The organism is Lactobacillus sp. ESL0233 (assembly GCF_003692995.1).
Lineage (GTDB): Bacteria > Bacillota > Bacilli > Lactobacillales > Lactobacillaceae > Lactobacillus > Lactobacillus bombicola.
The window spans coordinates 1-18,774 of sequence record NZ_REHH01000013.1; the positions used below are offsets into that span (position 1 = coordinate 1).

An 18,774-nucleotide genomic window follows, 5' to 3' on the forward strand; every position below is an offset into this window, starting at 1 on the left:
ATAGTCGTAGAAGTAGAGCAGGTAAAGAATTCGAAGCTATCCTTGAACTTCTGTTAATGGCTTGTAATATTACTATGGATAGTCAAGGTTCTGTTGGTAGAAAAGAATTTAAAGATAAAAGATTAGGTAAAATGGTTGATATTGTAACCCCTTCGGCTACACATTTTACGATAGACCGTTATAATACTGTGCTTATTAGTGCAAAAACCACTCTCAGAGAACGTTGGCAAGAGGTAAGTGAGGAAGAGAATCGAACTGCTGCAGCTACTATGTATTTAGCAACTCTTGATACTCATATTACAGATGACGTAATTCGACAATTGGATGAAGCAACAATAAGATTAGTTGTACCTAAAAATTCAAAAAATACATTGTACAAAAATAAAAGTATGGTTATGTCATATGAAGATTTATTTTCTAAGATAATAAGTACCGAGAATAATTGGAATAATCACATATATCAGGCAGAAGATTTAAAAGATATTGAAGATAGATTTAAAAAGCAAGCCGATAAACACAGTCAAAAATATGTCAAAGACTATTATTCTACTCAAATAACAAAATATTAGACAATATCGTTGTCAAAGTTTTATTAAGGTCTCTGATACAAAGATCATATGGGGTGGCGATAATTTAAAAGTAAGTAACTAATTTGATCTAATAATTAAGAATTTACAAATTTCGAAAAAGTACGTAGATTGGTTTAAAAAGGAGGAAACTATTAATGGATTTTTTTAGTAGAAAACAAGCTGAGTTACGAACTGAGTTAGCAAAAGAAAAAAGGAATGTTAATAAACTACGGAATCAATTACGAAAAGAAGAAATAAAAAATTCAAAAATGGAAACTATTCTTAATAACAATAAAGGTTATAATGAAATTAGAGTTGATTGTAGTAAACTAGAAAAAATAAAGAAATATAATAGTCGTGCTTTAATTTGTTGCAGTATCTTATTATTTATTTTAATTATTTTCATTTATATTGTAATTTGTATTAATTTTTTTATACCCAGTAAATATAAAAATAATATAACACTAGGAATTATATTAGTAACAGGAGTAATAATAGGAGCAATAATAATATTTAAATATAAACAATTTGCTCATAATCTTAGTAAGCAATTATTGAATTTAAACGATGACTTTAGAAAGAAATCTAGAAAGAAAAATTATACAAAAGATGTTATTGCTATTGTACATGATCTTTATTTAGTTATATATCAATTAATAGTTTATGGGGTTTTCATAGAAATGTTTAGTGCAATTTATTGGTTAACTGGAAATAAACAGTTTGTGGTAATTATAAGCTCTATAGTTAATACAGTGGGGTTTCTAGAAATTATAAATACCTCATTTGGTTCATTTACTAAAGTTTTCAATTTGGCAGCTGAATACTTCGGTCCTGATTCACTAAAAACGTTAAACTTTATTTAGCTAACAAAAAACCTAGTCATTCTAATTAGGACTATCATTAAATCTGTTTTTTAGTGAGTGCAATATTAACCAAAGAATTTGTAGAAATCAAAAAATACCCTAAATCCGTTTGAACTAGGGTATTTTTTACATTTTTCTATTTTTTGATACTTTCGATTAAGTCACTTAAAAATTGCGAATCAGAATTATAACCTTGTTGTTTTGCTAATTGGTTAAATTGTTTTCTAATACTTGGTTTTAAAGTGAAAGTATAACTCTTTTTTCTTTCACGTTCACTTTGATTTTTACTAGGTAAAATCATGCCCTGTGTTATATTTTCTTTGTTTATCTCGCTATCTTGCTATGCTTGCCTTATATTTTTATTTGGTTCAAAAGCCATAGTATCCTCCATAATTTCTATAGTATTTTAAATATAATATATTATGCTATGCTATATTATATCATTTTATATCAAACTCTTTCATTAGTATATTTTCAAGGTATCGAGACGCAGTTAAGTTTTGTTCATTAGCTTTGGCTACAAGTTCATTGGCTACATCAGGTCTAATGGTATAGCTTTTATTAATTCTTCTCTCAACTCTCCGTTTAGTATCATGTCCACCCATTGCCCCTTTTATAGAATCAATTTTACTCTCACTAAATCTACTATCATCTGTCATTTTATATTCCCCTTTACTATTGTGTGTCATAATATATCATAATACATTATAACATATTATGATATGTTATAATGTATTATGATACTATTTGCTCATTTTTTCAAACACTTTGTCAATCTTACTTAGAAATTCTTTGTTGCTCTTAGACAACCCTGTTTCCCCTTCCATTTCAACCAACGGCTCATGATCGAGTGTACTTTTGTTCACAACTTCTCTCTCAGGAATCATAGCAATTGTTTTAGAATCTTCCATCATTTTTTCAACAAATTCTTTAGATGATTTGGTATTAGATTTAATTCTATTGCCAATAAATTTTAGTTCTGCTGTTACAAATGACTCCCTAGTTTGCACATTAATAACTTCATCTTTTAGCTGCTTCAAGCGTAATTCCAATGTTGTTTTTGAAATAAAACCATATTCACTTGGTTCAATTGGACTAAAAACAAAATCACTAATTGCTATCATGTTTTGAGTAATTGTACTGAAATCTGGGTGTGTATCGATGATTATGTAATCAAACTCTTTGAGTTTATTGTAATGATCTGCAACCCACATGTACATTAACAATTCCTTGTTAGGCTTTGTCTGCAATTCATTGTTCACTGAATCCAAGTCCATGCTAGCAGGAATTAAAGATAGATTCTTATGCAGTTCAATGATTTTTGCTTCCCCAGATTTATCAAAAATGCTAGCAATTGTTCCTTCAGTAGTATATATATCGTAAGTTTGAGTTAATGAACACTGATGATCAGAATCAATCAGTAACACATTGTTTCCTTTTGCTGATAACCATTCACCAAAATTAAAAGTTAAAGTTGTTTTTCCAACTCCCCCTTTAATCGCTGAAAAGGTAATAATTTTCATAGTTTATCCTCCTGCCATGTCACGTTATGATACATCACATTATATCATGATGTATCATAATATATTTTAAAAAAATATATTATGATACATCATTATGTATTATAATATATTATATTATAATATGATAACAAAATTTGCTGTTGCAATATTAAACTTTTATTGATATATTTATCTCAAGAAACAAAAATTTAAAATTTAATTAATAAAGAAACAAAAAAAGGTTTATAAAAAGTTGGCGCTTTTTATAAACCCGTTGATCAACTACTAGACCTAGCTAATCAATTATTTTCTTTAGATAAAGTATACCATTCTTGTAATATTAAAACAATACTTCCTTACTTTTATCTCACAAAAAAGAAAAATAATCGAAAAACTGATAAACCAAAGTCGCAGTAGTTAATCTACTGCGACTTTTTTGTTACTAAAAAGGAGTTCAAAATGAACGAAACAAACTTTAATTTTATTACTTCACAACGTGCATACGGCGTTAAATATTTACAATTTCCAGAAGTTTTACTGTATGGCGAGAAATATCGGGACTTAAGTGACAGCGCAAAATTAGCATATATGGTCTTACAGAATCGCTTAAGCTATAGTCTTCAAAACAACTGGGTAGACACTGATAATAGAGTATATTTTATTTTTACTAATCAAGAACTACATAATCTTTTTGGCTGGGGTTCTGCTAAAGTAGTTCGAATAAAAAAAGAACTTGAACAAAAAGGATTATTATTTCAAATCAATCAAGGCTTTGATCCAAAACAAAAAAAGAATCTACCTAATCGACTTTACCTAGCTGACTTAGAAGTTACAGCTAAAGATGTATACATAAAACAAGGAATAGAACAAAATACAGCACAAACCTCAGAGCCACAAGACATTATCAAAATGAAACCTCGAGACGAAAATAATTCGAAGCCGAAAACCTCAGAGCCACAAGACATTATCAAAATGAAACCTCGAGACGAAAGTGCTAAATCCTTAGAGCCAAGCGACATTATCAAAATGAAACACAATTTATATAATAATAATATAGATACTAAGAAGATACATGAAGATACTCAGTTAAACTTTTCTGAGAACAAATATTCGCCTGAGCAAATTGAAAAACAAAATACAGATTTACTTAACCATTTACCTGATTTAGTTAACAATAAAGATATGCCTCCATTTTTAAATCAGGAATCAGCAATCCTAATCAAATCATGGTGCAAAACACCAAAAGAAGTTTATCGTTTTGTTCAGATTATTTTGAATGCTAAAAAAGCAGTAACTAAAAACATGACTAATCAAGGCTTTGGGGCTTACACAGGCTTGTTAGACTTAGAAAATTTAACCGATGAAATGCCAAAATGGTTACGTAATTACTTTAACCGAATCCGTACAGTAGACACTGATTCGAGTAAACGCATTACTAATTACGAAGGATATTTATATACAGCAATGGTTAATAATTTAAATACTTATGTTCATTCTGCATTGGCATCTCAAGAGTAAACTTATTTACCACACTAATTATTGTCTTTATCTTCAGAAAAATCTTTAAGAGCTTCTGGTGTCTTTTGCAGTTAATAACTGATGAAGTAATTAAGAAAAGTAGAATGTTTAATGTTGCACCGCAAACCAAATAACAATTTATTTCAATCATGACGGCTCAAAAAAGCAACGTCAAATACAATCATAGATCAACTAAGAACTGAAATAAATGATTCAAACAAAGATGCAAATATCGAAACAAACAATTTAGAGAGGAACGATGAATTTGACAAATAATAAACGAAAAAAGCATTGAAATTGTACAACAAACATCGATACCGAAATAAATATTTGGCATGTGTTGGAATAGTGTTGGTAATCTTTTTAATAATAATTGTTTCGCCATATTGGACTGGCAAAAGTGTGGATACTGAACAAATAACTAACATAGTAACTGGTAACTCATCGTTGCATTTAGCTGATTCTGTTTATAATCCAGATACAGGCAATATACTTTTAGAATATTACATTGGCGATTAACCAACATAACTTCAACTTCAGATGACACCGCATTAAGTAATATAAAATATGCAATTCGGGTAATTGACACTCAACATGGTGGTGAAGAGGGGACTCGACTTAACATTAAAACAATCAAAGTTAATAATCACCTCTTAGTTATTGAAATTAAAAACATTAAAAAAGGATTTGGCATTTTGAAAGTAGATTTTCTTCCGCAAAAAGTAAATCAAAAAATTAAGATGTAAGATTATATTCTAGATAGGAGTTACATGAGTAAATGTAACAAGAACCATATTGCTAAAGAACAAAATAAAATTTCAAATGCAAATGCGACTATTAAAAGTGATGAAGAAAATTTACAGCAGGCAAAAGATAAATTAGAGAGAATGCCAGAAAATCAGAAAGAAAATATAAGAACACATATCACAGATTTAAGCACAGATATTACAGAGCAAAAACAAATTATCACAGCGAGTAAAAAGATGATTAGCAAATATTAAGATACAATTTCTGCCATTGAAAAAGGCAGTTTTGATGAATAATGCCAAAAAAATTGGTCAGAATTTTTAAAAAGGAAAATAAAAGCAAACTGGAAAATATAATACAAAATTTCGATTTTTTTTGAACAATCATCAAAGAATTTAATTTTCTTCTGTAATATTTTTGTAATATTACCACAATAGCCCCGAAAGTGGGCTAAAAAGTGGGTGGCGATTTTATCGCCACGTTCGGTTTTTAGCTATATCTAGTGGCGATAAAATCGTCAAAATGTTATCAAACCTGAATAAATGTTGGCGATAAAATTGCCAACAGGCAATAAAGTGCCCCCACTTTTACAAATAGGAAATCGCTTGGTACAACCAAGCCCAGCACGCTTTCGCAAAAAGCGTGGGGTCGGATTTCCCTTATGCTCTTTACTAGAGAGTAAAAAAATAGGCTATATATCGAATATAAGCACCAAAAATCACAACAAAAATTGGAGGTAAAAACATGGCAGAAATCAAAGTTAGAAAATTAAGTCGAAAAACTTTAGCAGCAATTGACAAAATTGTTTTAGAAAAAAACATAAATGCTCCGAAAAAAATTTCACGAGAGAGTTTTTTACGAGAACAAATTGAAAAAATACCACTTGAATTTGAAACGCAGAAGCAAGATACAGAAGTTAGTATCTTGATTAAGAAACAAAACAAATTGTTGAAAGAACTTTTATTTGCACTTAATGTTTTAGCTAAGTTTTTTATTGAAGGGGACGAAGAAGGACTAAAACTTTTAGATTCATTAAGTCTTGTGGAAGCAAAAGAAGAGTAGGGGGGTTAAATGATGAAGCAAAATTCATATTACAATCTTAGATTTAATCTTGATGAAAATGAAATGCAGTGGGTTAAAGATTTAATGCAAAAGAATAATTTGAAAAACAAAAAAGAATTATTTAAATTTATGCGCCAAAAAACTGAAGCAGGCGAAAATCTCCAACAAATGAAAAAGCAAATCAGTTTTACTAAAAAGCAAGTCGGTATTTTATCCGAAATGATTTCAGAATATTTTTCATACAAAGGCATAAAAAATATTGGTTATGGGATTGAGGCAGACGTTTATAAGTCGGCGTCAAAATTAGTTGATAAAAGAATTAATGATCAAATGCAAAAAAACCATGGGCAAATTTTATAGGTATGGATTATTTAAATGAAAAAATTACCAGCAATTATTCTTACTTCCAGATTTTCAACGCCAACATCACATCATGCTTACGGGAAATATCTAGGTTATATCGCTCGAAAAGAAGCTCTGGAAGCGAAAGAATATTTAAGCGAAAAAGAAAAAAAAGAGTTAGCACAGGTTGATGAAAGAATTAATTCTTTAAACGAAAAAAATAATTTTGAATTTAAAGAACAAGGAAATTCTGACCGCCAAAAGAGTGCACAAAAAATACTACACGAAAAAGAATTTTATAATTTAAACGATGCTGAATTTGATAAGTATTTGGGCTACATGATAAGAAAGGAGGCTTTAAATAAAAAAGCAAATGAAGATGGTCTAAATTCGGAAGAACGAGAAGAACTAGTAAAAGTAAACACAGCTGCAAAAAAAATAGGCGAGGTAAGATCAACAAAAGAAAAAGTGCTTGACGGTGTTTTTAGTTCTGATAAAGATTTAGTTCAACTAAAAGATATGGATTATATTCGAAAGCAGCTTAATCAAGCGCAAAAAAAGGGCAGTGTTTTGTGGCAAGACGTTATTAGCTTTGATAACGAATTTTTGAAAAAGCAAAAAATTTTAGATGCGCAAACCGGATTTTTAAATGAAGATGAAATTCAAAAAGCAACAAAAAAATGCAAGATGTATTTGAAAAAGAAATGGATCCGCCATTAAATCAAATGTATTGGGTGGCATCAATCCATCGTAATACAGACAATGTTCATATTCATATTGCGACAGTTGAACGTGAGCCAAGAAGGCAGAGTATTGAAAGAAATGGTCAAAAGCAACCTAAAGGTAGACGTAAACAATCGACTATTGACCACATGAAAAGTAGTTTTGCAAATGAGTTAATTGGCACAAATGAGTTGACAAAAATATTGTCAATTGAACGTCAAAAGATTAGGAAGGCGGTTCAAAAAAATTTAGCAACAAATATTATTAATGAAGATTTTCAAAAAGAAATTAATAGATTAATGAGTACCCTGCCCACTTCAAGGCGAGAGTGGAACTACAATAAACTTAATTCTAGTCAGCAAAAAAGTTTGAATAAAATTGTTGACCATCTTTTAAGTGATAACAAAGATTTTCAAGATTGGAAAAATAACGTTTTAAAAATGCAAGAGACACGAGTCGCTCTTTATGGCAAAAGTAAACGCAATACAAAAAATTATGCCTCAAATCAAATGTACGGCAAAGAAGGTATTTATGCACGAAACGGTAACGCCTTGCTTCATGATTTACGTGAGCTAGATAAAAAAGCAAATGGAAATCAGCGACACAGGATTAACTTAAAAGATAAGGTACGACCCGAGCAATATGTCCAATCAGTTTTAAATGAAGTCCAATCCAAAGCAAAAAATTATAAAAATAATTCTAGAAAGCATTCAAAAGAACAAAATAAGGCAACTAATCGCCCAAAACATTTACCTAGAATTACAAAAAAACAATTACAAAAAATAAAAAGTAATCAAGAAAAAGTTTGGGAAAAGCAACATGTTGATTTTAAAACAAGGAAAGCCTTGCGTGAATATGAAAAGATGCAAAGAGCTGTTGAACATGATTTAGATAATATTTAAACAAACAACTATTTAGTTAATGGAAATAGTTGTTTTTATTTGAGAAAGGAACTTTTCATGGAAGAAAAAGCAACGTCCGCTGAAGCAAACAGCATTTCAAAATTTACTAAAGAACAAATTCGTGCAGCTAATCAGGCAAGCATTTTAGATTATGCCCACGAACGGGGGATTGATTTAGAACAAACTGGTGCAAACTCTTATCGTGGAGTTGAACATGACAGTTTAGTTATCATTCCTTCGAAAAATTATTTTATGTGGAACTCTAGAGGTATTTCTGGTCAAGGCGCACTGAGCTTTGCCCTAAACTATGAATTGGCAGATGAAAACTTAACAAAAAATATCAAATTTTTAACTGCTACTAAAAATGTTTTAGAGTCTGGGGCTAGCAAAGGGGCAAATTTTACAATTAAAAGAGAACCCTTTAAATTTGATACAAAAGAGCTTGACCCTGAAGGTAAAATAAATCAAGTTTGGGCTTATATGCACCACACTAGAGGTATTTCAAATAGAACGATTAATGAATTACATCAAAATAAAATGCTAGAGCAAGACCGTAAAGGTAGTGCTCTTTTTATTTGGCGTGATCCTAAAGACAAACACAAAGTTTTAGGTGTATCAAAACAAGGTACCTATGTTAATCATAAAATATTTGGTAAACGGGGTACCTTGAAACAAATTGAAAAAAATTCAACCATGGGATATGGATTTTATTTTGATTCGCCCAACATGCACGGTAAAACGCCAGAAAATATTAGATTCTTTGAATCTCCAATTGATGCTATTAGTTTTTTTGATCTTTCTAAAGCTAAAAATCCAATTGGATTACAAAATACTAGGTTTGTTGCAATGAATGGTTTGAAGGAAAGTGTTTTTAATACTTTTATCAAAACAATTGCAGATCAGTTATTAAAGGAAGGCGGTCAAATAAAGAGCATTGGACTTGGAGTTGATAATGATGCAGCCGGACAAAATTTTGCTCATAAAATTCAAAGTAAATACCCAAAAGTTAAATATATTAAGCCTAGCCCTAAGTATGGCAAAGATTGGAATGATGTACTTAAGGCTTACCGAGAGATTCAAAATGAAGCAAAAAAAACTTTAACTAAAAGCAGACAGCCTATAAAAAAAACATTAATTGCTGATCCACAAGCTCAAGAATATGCCAGAAGTCAATTAATGGGACGTGAGAGATAATTTTAGCCATTATTAAAAAGAAGGTCGGGAGGTGCTTTGACTAGATGGAACAAAAATTAATCGGGTTTGGACAACTCGTTGTTGGGTTTTTGGTTTATGGTTTTGCTCAAAGTTTTTTTATAATACCTGTAGATAAAAATACAAGAGCAATTGGTATTGTATTTAATTTAGTTGTAGTTTCAGGTATTTTAATGGTTTTATACAGTATGTACCAAAAACGGCTTAACCAGCAAAATTTGTGGAATTTTACTTCTCTGTCTCAGAAAAATAGGACTAAGTTTAAAAGCAAAAACTTTACTATTGCTCTAATTGCACTACTAGCTATTTGGGGTATTCAAATAATTGCAGAATTTTTATTAAGCGGTACTTCTACAAACCAAAATGCAATTAATAAAGTTCAACAAAATTCAAATATTTTTATGCTAAATCTCTGGCTGGTGTTTATTGCACCAGCGTTTGAAGAAATTATTTTTAGAGGATTTTTCTTTAACTTTTTTTTTAGCAGTCCAACAACCAGTAAACTTAAATATTTTACTGGTATTTTAGTAAACGGAATAATCTTTGGTTTGTGTCATGAGCCAAAACTAGATTGGTTTACTTTAGTATATACAATTTGTGGTATGATTTTAGCTTACGAATATACACAAACAAAAGACTTAACTTATCCCTATTTTACACACCTAAGCAACAACTTGTTGGTCATGTTTGCCACACTTTAATTATTTGATAAAATCAATAATTCTTAAAAAAAACATGATATAATTAACAATATTTTTAAAAGGTATAATTATTAACAATATTTTAAAAAAGGAGAACAGCTTATGATTACTCCAGAACAATTAGATCAAGCCATTTTAAATATGGATATTCGCGAACTTGACAAAAAAATGATGAATATTTCCAATCCAGATGAAGCAAAGTTTTGGAGCACAATTTATGACCGAATCTTGCAATTAAATCAAAAAGAAATTATAAATAATAAGGAATTTATCAGATGACGCCAGAGTTCTATATGTTTGCGGGAATCAATGGTGCTGGTAAATCAACTCTATACAGTACACTGGCACAAACAAATAGTTCCTTTACAAATATTAAACGGGCTAATGCTGATGAAATTTCTAGAAAAAATCATTTGGATTGGCATAATTCGGTTGATAACTTTAAAGCAATGAAAATAGAAATGCAAAATGTTCATCGTTTTATTAAAGAGAAAAAAAGCTTTAATATGGAAACTACTTTAGCTTCATCGAAAAAGGCATATTTAAATTTGTTAAATTTAGCAAAAGAAAATGGTTTTACTACATCTTTACTATATGTTGGGGTTGATAGCCCTGAAGTAGCTAAGGAAAGAGTTAAATCAAGGGTATCTAAAGGCGGACATGGAATACCTAATGAAGTTATTGATCGCCGTTATCCCAAATCATTAAAAAATTTGGAACAGCTTGCTCCATGTTTTGATAATATAGTGCTTTATGATAATACAAAAGATTTTAAAACAATTTATAAAAGAGAAAGGGATCAAAATATTACATATATCGGCTCTATCAAATGGGCACAAGAATGTATTAAAGCTGATTGTCAAGCACTACACCAAACTTCACTGCAACAATCCTTGTTACAGCAACAGCTTAATAAATCAAGAGGGCTAGATCGTTAAAGGACAGATTTAATGCCCTTTTTTGTAACTTCTATTAAAGCACTTAGTTTAACTAAGTGCTTTTTTTTTTAGAAAAAAGGAATTAAAAAATGGAACAACAAAGCAAAAAAGAAAAAGATAAAAAGCAAAAAATTGATAAAGCAACTATTTCTGATCTAATGAAAGATGTACAAAAATACTTTACTTCTCCAGAAAAATTTATAGAATTGGTTGATTTTTTAAATAATTTCCCGCATTATTCAATGAAAAATCGCTTACTAATTAATAGTCAAAGACCTGCAGCTTTAGCTGTAGCAAGCTTTAAAAAATTTAAGGATTTGGGATATTCAGTAAAAAAAGGGGAACATGGGCTTAAAATTTTTGTACCTATCCAAACTACTCAATTTTGGCGAAAAGATAAATTTATTTCCGTCAAATATGGCACTAAAATAGAAAAAGAAAAAATCAAAGAAGGGAAAATTCCGACTCATAAAAAGCTAACCTTTTCTATAGGTACAGTATTTGATGCAACACAAACTACTATGCCAAAAGATAAATATCCAGAAATTTATCCTAATCGTCATATTGATTTCGATATTAAAAAGGCAACAGATCATGCAAAAATAGATAACTTACTGAGAAAATTTGCAACAAATATTGGCTTTTCAGTGGATGATAGTATCAGTTCTGCCGATTTTAGCAATGCCTTTGGTAATGCTAAAGGTGTAACAGCACCAACTGTCAAGAAAATATACCTTAATCCGCAAAATACACCTACTGAAAATACAACTACACTTATGCACGAATTAGGACATGCACAACTGCATTCTGATGAATCAAAAGAAGCAACTACACTATCAAGCCCTATTAAAGAATTACAAGCACAATTAACTTCATATCTAGTAGCTAAAAGCGTAGGCATTGATAATCACGACTATACAGTTGATTACATTGCAAATTGGACAGATAATGGAAAAACACTAAGTAAATTGGATCATGCGGTGCAAGCAACTATTTTAAACAACGTTACTTCAACAGCCGATAAATTAGTTGATTTCTTAAATGATCCCAAATTAAACTTAAAAAAAGAACGCGAACAGACGATTACAACATCTATTGACTCTTCTGAAACTAATAAAAATACAGAAAAAACACTGGAAAATGAGAAGGGTTCACTTAAACAAAATCAACTAGATTTTGCAAGACAACAGTATTTGAACCGTGGTAGAAGTTTATAAAGGAGAAATAAATTGAAATATTTAATATTAACAGAAAAACCTTCGGCAGCATGCCATTTTGCCGAAGCTTTGGGGGGCTTCAGTGGTTTCATTAATCTAATACCAAATAATTCAGGTACAGATAGCTATGACATTGTTGCAGCACATGGTCATTTGCTGGAATTAAAAGAACCTCACGAAATGGTTGCCCCAGAAAAGGTTGCCAAATATAAAAATTGGACAGATTTATCTAATTTCCCCTGGGATCCTAATGATTTCACTTGGGCAAAGTGTCCAAAAAAAGGCGCCCAAGAGACGCTTAATCAAATTAAAAAGGCAGCCCAAGGGCATGATGCAATAATTATTGCTACTGATGATGATCCGTCAGGCGAAGGGGACGTGTTAGGACAAGAGATAGTTGATTATATCAATTGGAACAAACCAGTCTTACGAGCCCGTTTTTCCGATGAATCGCCCAATTCACTAAAAAAAGCACTGACTACACTTACTGATGTAACTGATAAGGCTACTTATGGTAAATATCAAAAAGGCATTGCAAGGGAAAGATTTGATTTTCTTTCAATGCAACTGTCAAGAATTGCGTTAATTGCTGAAAGAACAGCCGATTATAATGTAAAAACGCAAAAATTAGGACGGCTTAAATCAGTAATCATTGGACTAATTAATTACCAGCTTGAAGCTAGAAAAAACTATGTTAAAAAGCCATTTTATGAACTACGGTTTAAAGATACGGACAATCATATTTTTAAAGAGCAAAACGCAAAGCATTATGACCTAAAAGATATAGCAAATGAAAATGTTACTAAATTACAACCTTCAGTCATAAAAGTGACTAGCGAAACTTTAAAAAAGCAACAACCACCACAATTGCTAAATCTTAGTCACTTATCAGTTATTGTTGGTAAACATGGCTTTAAATCAAAACAAGTGCTAGACACTTATCAAAAAATGTACCAACAGAATCTTGTTTCTTATCCCAGAACAGCTGATCGAAAAATCACACAAGAAGATTTTGACCAACTTTTACCTTTAGCACCAAAAATTGCCCAAGCAATCAACCTTGATACTAAGTTATTAACTCAAACAACCTGCCGACCAAAATTCCTTACAAAAAAAGCGGATCATGGTGCTAATCGCCCTGGCACAAATGTTCCTTCAAGCTTAACAGCAGTTGAGGAAGAATACGGTCTCTGCGGCAAAATAATTTATGAAACATTAGCTCGGTCTTTCCTAGCAATTTTAGGTAACGATTACATTTATAAGCAAACCGATGCTTGTCTGGTATCTTATCCTGACTTTACCAGTACCATTAAAGTACCGCAAGAACAAGGCTTTAAAGATATTTTCAACTCGGAAAGTCTTAAAGAAAAAGATGAAGCATTATCGATAACTAGTTTTAGAGAAACTGCTAATCCTTTTGTTTTTGAAGGACAAAATCCTAAGCCTAAAGAACCTAGCCACCTCTTTGTAATCAATTTCTTGTCAAAAAACAATATTGGAACGGGAGCAACTCAAGAATCAACTTTAGCCGAAATGTCTACTGGTACTAATAAATTAATTGAAAATAAAAAAGAGAAATACAATCTAACTAATTTAGGACTAATCCAAGCTGCGATTAGTAGGCACACGCAAATTGCTAGTCCTAAAGTAACCTTAAAATTGCAAGAAGCTATGGAACAAGTGGGCAAATTAGCAATACCAACAATGGCGGTACCTAATACTATGGCTAACATCATCATTCATGATAAACAGATAATGTTAAGCAATCAATCTAGTCTAACTTCTTTGCCAGATTTGCAGAAAGCAAAAGTTGAGTGGAATAAACGCCAAGAAAAAATAAACGTACCTAAAATTACTGGTAATTGGCAGGGTAAAGAAGTAGCTATTAAGAGTAAATGGGGCGACCATAGTTTTACCAAAAGTGAGCTAACTCAGCTTTTTGCAGACAAAACGATTGCTTTTTATACCGAACAAGGTAAAATTAGCGGTAAATTAGCAGAGCAAACGTATAAAGGATATAAATTTGTTGGTTTCTGTCCTAACTTGCCAGATGAAAGCGACAGTTATATAATTGGTACTTTTGCACCCACTGGCAAAGAAGTAAGCTTTAAAAAGCAATTTGGAACACATTTATTCACTCAAGCTGAAATAAATCAATTATTACAAGGAAACGAAATTAGTTTTACTGCAAACAATAAAGCTGGAAATCCATATTTAGTAACCGGCAAACTTAAAAAATACGTATACAAGGGCAAACGATATTTCGGATTTAAAGCAGCGTTTAAAAAGTAAAGAATGAGTCACTTAAAGCTTTTACCACGTTTTAACTGTACTGTTTAGGAGGATTTATTTTGAAAATCACTTGTATTTTTTGCGGAAAAGAAAAAGAAAGTAGCCGAGAACATATTATCCCTAATGCTATTTGTGCTAACAACCCTGATTTTATTACCGAAAATGTATGTAAAGATTGCAATAGTCAGCTTGGAGCAACAATTGACAGCAAATTTGTAAATAGCCCTCAAATTGAATTTAAACGGGCAGCTCTAAAACAAAAAGGACACAAAGGTGACTATCCACAGCCACTTAAACATGTAACAGATTCAGATGGTACCGAAATAATATTTGACCATAATTTTGAATCTAAAATTATTCCACGTATAAAAAAGATTGATGAAAATAATTACACTGTTTTAGCAAACTCTGAAAAAGAGGCAGACAAAATCGCCCAAAAAAAGGCTATACGTTTAAACCAAAAATACCAAAAAACATCAGTTACTGAGATTAACAAATCTCGGGTAAATATTTGTATTAGAAAAAATTTGGATACTCCTTATTTTGAAGTAGAGTTTTTGAAAATTGCTTTTGAGTATATAAACACGTACTACGCAGACACTTATAGACAAGATCCCACTGGAAACAATTTAAAGACTATTCTGAATCAATTCAAGTCTGGCAACAAGGTTAACTATTCTGACTATATAGAAAAGGTTTCATTAAAAAAAGATATTCCTTTATTTAATAAGCCTAATAAAACCTACCATGTCATTACTGCCATTCCAGATCCAAAGGGTAAACTCTGGATCGGTATTCTGCTATATAACGGAATTTTTTCATATCGTGTCTTAGTTTCAAACAATAAAGATCGTTATCCAAAAATAATTAGCAAATCAAAGGTAATTGACATAAGCTAATAATATTAATTATATTTTTGTATCTATGTTCAATAAGGTACACTCTATTGTTCATAATAAAAATTGTGTTATACTAATTTTTATTAATGTTCATTAGATTGTGTTCAAAAAGGATTTGAAAAATGGCAAAAATTGGATATGCACGTGTTAGTACCCGTGATCAAAATTTAGATCGGCAAATTGAATCATTAGAAAAAATTCAAGTAGACAAATTGTTCTGTGACAAAATGTCAGGGACAAATACTAAACGTCCCCAATTACAAAACATGTTAGATTATATTCGTGAAGATGATGTCGTAATTGTAACTGAACTTGATCGGTTAGGGCGTAATAATCAAGATTTGACTAAAATCATGGATGCCATAAAGGCAAAAGGTGCAACACTTGATATTTTAAATTTTCCCTCTTTGCGTGGTATTGAAGACCCAAATTTGCGTCAGCTAATGAATAACTTAATTTTGGAATTATACAAGTATCAAGCCGAAAGCGAGCGCAAGCGCATTAAAGAGCGCCAACGTCAAGGTATTGAAATAGCTAAAGCAGAGGGGCGTTATCATGGTAGAAAGCCTAAATATGATAAAGATAGTCCACAATTACAACACGCTTTTAAGCTTTATCAAAGTGGTATGACTGATACTGCCGTCAGCAAGGTAACTGGAATCAATCGGATAACATTTAAACGGTATAGAGAAAAACTAGAGATAACCCGGATAAGTTAATCAAGTCATTGTACAAAATCAATTTAATCATGCTAAAATATAGCTATAGATAAAAAGAAGTCTTACAAAGTAAGACTCCTTCTATGAATTTCAAGTAGCCGCTTTAAAGGCGGTTGACAAAGTTAGTAATTAATCAAAAAGACCAATTCCATAACTATTCAATGAAATGAGTCCCAAAAGTTAGACAATTTTCGGGACTATTTTTCTAACTAAATTATCTAAAATACAAAAAATCGACTCTTTGGCAAATGCTGTCGCTAGAGTTTTTATAATATTTTGCTTGAGCATTTTAGGCTACTAGGTAGCTTGATGCTTTTTTTGATTACCGCTTTAGGTTCTCACAGTTTGATGCGAGCAACTAGATGACTGAAATTGCGATAGCCATAGGCTCTGCGCTCAATCTGCTTAATCTTGAGGTTGATTGACTATCACGGTCTGCAGATTCTGGATGAACCCTGCCACTATTATTCGCAAGCGCTCATTGAAGATGCATTGAAACAAGTTTTGACCACCAAGGCACGTGTTTTAACTTAAGCGCTGTTCAGCTAAGCTAACCGATACGGCTTTACTTGTCCATGGCAGCTTAATTACAATCCAACCTGGCAGTATTTTAAGGTCCAGACGCAAGTAGTTTTGCAAAGCAAAACTGGTAAACACATCTATGGCTAGTGTAAGATTAAAGTGGAATCGGTCTTTAGTTAATTGAAGGACGCTTTCTGGAGCTAGGTAAGCTACATTCCTTCTGTTTTAATAATTTCGAAAATTGCAATTTTCGAAGTCAATATATTTTTTCTTATAGGAAATATTTATTAGTTTTAAATAAAAAAAATATAAAATAGTAATAAATAAATGATGAGAAGAGGTGGGTGTGATGAAATTAATCAATCCAAAGAAAATGGTTAAGTCTGTGCCAACAGAAAAGAAAGCAAACTTTTCTGTAATGTATTGCTATAAGAGCATTAAACGCAGATAAATAATGTCGTAAGCGAGGATTACTCCTCGCTTTTTTAATAAAGGTTAAAAACATGAAAATTTCATTTAATAGTAAAAGTACAATCCTTCCGTTGACAGATGCTAAAGAGGTAGTCATGCTATCTGGCTTTATTGGAAAAACTACTAATCCATTAGAAAGTAGTTTAAATTTTCTTGATTTAGGTAATATGAATGCTAAAAATATAAGTTTGACTGATTCTATGGATTTCAATAATGAAATCCGATTTTATCTTTCTGGACGTAGACGTAGAGCTTATAACTATATAGGTCAACAAATTTCGAATTTAGACGAAGAAATAATTATTGAAATTTATAGATGTAATAATTTGCATAAAGCTACTACTGAATTTTTAAATCATATAGTCGCTAGATTTGAAAATATACATTTAAGCTTGATAGAAGAGGAAAATTCTGAATTACCAGAGTATCAATTAAATGATACAGAAGAAAAAATTGAAAAACTTTTGTTACTTAATCCAAGAAACTTGGATTTTGAAGTATCGCAATTTGAATTTCTAGAAAAACAAGCCCAAAATTATCTTACTAAAGGTGATCCATTTACTGCGGAAGTTATACTCAACTTTTTGTTTAATTATTCTACTAAACCTGATTTATACAATGAGATGTCATTATCAATGATTATGCAAGATAAGTTTATTGAATCTGAGTTCTATTTGAATGAGTGGAAAAAAAGAGGAACAATTAAAAGTAAAGCTTATGCAAACTATGCTCTTAGTATGTTATATGCCAGACATCATGATGGCCCACTTAAGTCACTAGAAACTGCCAAAAAATTACTTATTGAAGCTCAAAATTATCTAAATAATGTTAGAGACGTAGATATAAAATCTTTCGAAGCAGATAAAGAATTTATGTTAAATGGATACGCATTAATACTATTTAGGAATGGAGAAGTTGATAAAGCTATACAAATTGAAAAAGATGCTATTGAAAAATTGTCCTATGCAAAAAAGGGTGCGCGGCTATTGCAAAGATCCGTACTTTTCTATAACTTAGCCCAATGTTACACTCAATTGAAAAAATATGATTTAGCTATAGAAACGTATAAAGAGTTGCTACATTTAGATAAAGATTTTCCTGATTATTATGTAGAACTTGCAAAAGTTTATATAGCAAAAAATGATTTTAATAGCGCTTGGAAAGAATTAAAGGTTGCCTATAACATTGATAAAACAATTTCTGAGGTTAATTCATTAATGGGTTATGTTCAAATGCAAAAAGGAAATCTTGTTAAGGCAGCAAGATATTACAAAGTTGCTCAAGAACTTGAATATTTAGACCCTGATGCATTATATGATTTTGTTTATACATTAACTGAATTAGATGATTATGATACAGCATTTATATATATAAAAAAATTTTTATCTAATGAAATCAGATTTTTGAGTAATGCTAAAAATAATCAAATTAAAGTAGATCTTATTTCTATATCAGCCGAAGTTTTGGTGAATGTTGGAAGGACAGTTGAAGCAAAACAATTTTTGGAAAAATGGATAAAAATTTTTGATTCTAATCAGTTACTTAAAAATAGGGCAATTCTTAAGCAGGATTAAA

Annotated in this window: 20 protein-coding genes and 1 pseudogene; 18 read left to right on the forward strand and 3 right to left on the reverse strand. The window is 31.0% G+C overall.

Annotated elements, in window-relative coordinates; translation table 11 throughout:
• Both F5ESL0233_RS08030 and F5ESL0233_RS08035 read left to right on the forward strand, forming a co-directional pair.
• Positions 1-569 (forward strand): type II restriction endonuclease (locus F5ESL0233_RS08030; RefSeq protein WP_199692584.1); only part of this gene is annotated, 569 nt, incomplete at its 5' end.
• Between the two features lie 155 nt (positions 570-724).
• A complete protein-coding gene (locus F5ESL0233_RS08035; protein ID WP_122059650.1) occupies positions 725-1,432 on the forward strand; it encodes a hypothetical protein in 708 nt (235 codons plus the stop codon).
• Between the two features lie 440 nt (positions 1,433-1,872).
• Here F5ESL0233_RS08035 and F5ESL0233_RS08040 read toward each other — a convergent pair whose 3' ends face one another.
• Positions 1,873-2,091 (reverse strand): hypothetical protein, encoded by a 219-nt coding sequence (locus F5ESL0233_RS08040; RefSeq protein ID WP_122059652.1) that lies wholly within the window; start codon positions 2,089-2,091, stop codon positions 1,873-1,875.
• Positions 2,092-2,175: 84 nt separating this feature from the next.
• Positions 2,176-2,955, reverse strand: a complete 780-nt coding sequence (locus F5ESL0233_RS08045) for a ParA family protein (RefSeq protein WP_122059653.1) — start codon at positions 2,953-2,955, stop codon at positions 2,176-2,178.
• Between the two features lie 438 nt (positions 2,956-3,393).
• Here F5ESL0233_RS08045 and F5ESL0233_RS08050 point away from each other — a divergent pair, with 438 nt between their 5' ends.
• The 15 genes from F5ESL0233_RS08050 (at position 3,394) to F5ESL0233_RS08105 (ending at position 16,206) form a co-directional block, all read left to right on the forward strand.
• Positions 3,394-4,452: a replication initiator protein A gene (locus F5ESL0233_RS08050; RefSeq protein WP_122059655.1), complete on the forward strand. Its 1,059-nt coding sequence runs from the start codon at positions 3,394-3,396 to the stop codon at positions 4,450-4,452.
• A 297-nt stretch (positions 4,453-4,749) separates the two neighbouring features.
• On the forward strand, positions 4,750-4,971 hold the full coding sequence (locus F5ESL0233_RS08430) for a hypothetical protein (RefSeq protein ID WP_233554989.1): 222 nt from the start codon (positions 4,750-4,752) through the stop codon (positions 4,969-4,971).
• A gap of 251 nt (positions 4,972-5,222) precedes the next feature.
• Positions 5,223-5,453: a hypothetical protein gene (locus tag F5ESL0233_RS08435; RefSeq protein ID WP_233554990.1), complete on the forward strand. Its 231-nt coding sequence runs from the start codon at positions 5,223-5,225 to the stop codon at positions 5,451-5,453.
• A 490-nt stretch (positions 5,454-5,943) separates the two neighbouring features.
• The gene (locus F5ESL0233_RS08060) at positions 5,944-6,261 is read left to right on the forward strand and encodes a hypothetical protein (RefSeq protein ID WP_103716078.1); all 318 of its coding nucleotides are present in this window, start codon (positions 5,944-5,946) and stop codon (positions 6,259-6,261) included.
• 9 nt (positions 6,262-6,270) lie between these two features.
• Positions 6,271-6,621 (forward strand): hypothetical protein, encoded by a 351-nt coding sequence (locus tag F5ESL0233_RS08065; protein WP_133158298.1) that lies wholly within the window; start codon positions 6,271-6,273, stop codon positions 6,619-6,621.
• Between the two features lie 15 nt (positions 6,622-6,636).
• Positions 6,637-7,323: a relaxase MobL gene (gene mobL, locus F5ESL0233_RS08475; RefSeq protein ID WP_255409641.1), complete on the forward strand. Its 687-nt coding sequence runs from the start codon at positions 6,637-6,639 to the stop codon at positions 7,321-7,323.
• On the forward strand, positions 7,284-8,228 hold the full coding sequence (gene mobL, locus F5ESL0233_RS08070) for a relaxase MobL (RefSeq protein WP_255409642.1): 945 nt from the start codon (positions 7,284-7,286) through the stop codon (positions 8,226-8,228). The genes mobL (F5ESL0233_RS08475) and mobL (F5ESL0233_RS08070) overlap by 40 nt, the downstream gene beginning before the upstream one ends.
• A gap of 57 nt (positions 8,229-8,285) precedes the next feature.
• A complete protein-coding gene (locus tag F5ESL0233_RS08075; RefSeq protein WP_233554991.1) occupies positions 8,286-9,422 on the forward strand; it encodes a toprim domain-containing protein in 1,137 nt (378 codons plus the stop codon).
• A 44-nt stretch (positions 9,423-9,466) separates the two neighbouring features.
• Positions 9,467-10,141: a CPBP family intramembrane glutamic endopeptidase gene (locus tag F5ESL0233_RS08080; RefSeq protein ID WP_122059657.1), complete on the forward strand. Its 675-nt coding sequence runs from the start codon at positions 9,467-9,469 to the stop codon at positions 10,139-10,141.
• A 102-nt stretch (positions 10,142-10,243) separates the two neighbouring features.
• Positions 10,244-10,420 (forward strand): hypothetical protein, encoded by a 177-nt coding sequence (locus tag F5ESL0233_RS08300; RefSeq protein WP_158593147.1) that lies wholly within the window; start codon positions 10,244-10,246, stop codon positions 10,418-10,420.
• A complete protein-coding gene (locus F5ESL0233_RS08085; RefSeq protein ID WP_122059658.1) occupies positions 10,417-11,079 on the forward strand; it encodes a zeta toxin family protein in 663 nt (220 codons plus the stop codon). The genes F5ESL0233_RS08300 and F5ESL0233_RS08085 overlap by 4 nt, the downstream gene beginning before the upstream one ends.
• 89 nt (positions 11,080-11,168) lie before the next feature.
• Positions 11,169-12,296 carry an ArdC-like ssDNA-binding domain-containing protein gene (locus F5ESL0233_RS08090; RefSeq protein ID WP_122059660.1) on the forward strand — a complete coding sequence of 376 codons (1,128 nt, stop codon included), beginning with the start codon at positions 11,169-11,171 and terminating at the stop codon, positions 12,294-12,296.
• Between the two features lie 12 nt (positions 12,297-12,308).
• On the forward strand, positions 12,309-14,588 hold the full coding sequence (locus tag F5ESL0233_RS08095; RefSeq protein ID WP_122059661.1) for a DNA topoisomerase: 2,280 nt from the start codon (positions 12,309-12,311) through the stop codon (positions 14,586-14,588).
• A gap of 59 nt (positions 14,589-14,647) precedes the next feature.
• Positions 14,648-15,487, forward strand: coding sequence for an HNH endonuclease (locus tag F5ESL0233_RS08100; protein ID WP_158593148.1), 840 nt, complete (start codon positions 14,648-14,650; stop codon positions 15,485-15,487).
• A 122-nt stretch (positions 15,488-15,609) separates the two neighbouring features.
• Positions 15,610-16,206, forward strand: a complete 597-nt coding sequence (locus tag F5ESL0233_RS08105) for a recombinase family protein (protein ID WP_122059665.1) — start codon at positions 15,610-15,612, stop codon at positions 16,204-16,206.
• 338 nt (positions 16,207-16,544) lie between these two features.
• Here F5ESL0233_RS08105 and F5ESL0233_RS08110 read toward each other — a convergent pair.
• Positions 16,545-16,628: pseudogene (locus tag F5ESL0233_RS08110) on the reverse strand (transposase); the annotation flags it as partial.
• Positions 16,629-17,231: 603 nt separating this feature from the next.
• Between F5ESL0233_RS08110 and F5ESL0233_RS08115 the strand changes: the two are divergent.
• Positions 17,232-18,773 carry a lipopolysaccharide assembly protein LapB gene (locus tag F5ESL0233_RS08115; protein WP_122059666.1) on the forward strand — a complete coding sequence of 514 codons (1,542 nt, stop codon included), beginning with the start codon at positions 17,232-17,234 and terminating at the stop codon, positions 18,771-18,773.
• Position 18,774 lies beyond the last annotated feature (1 nt).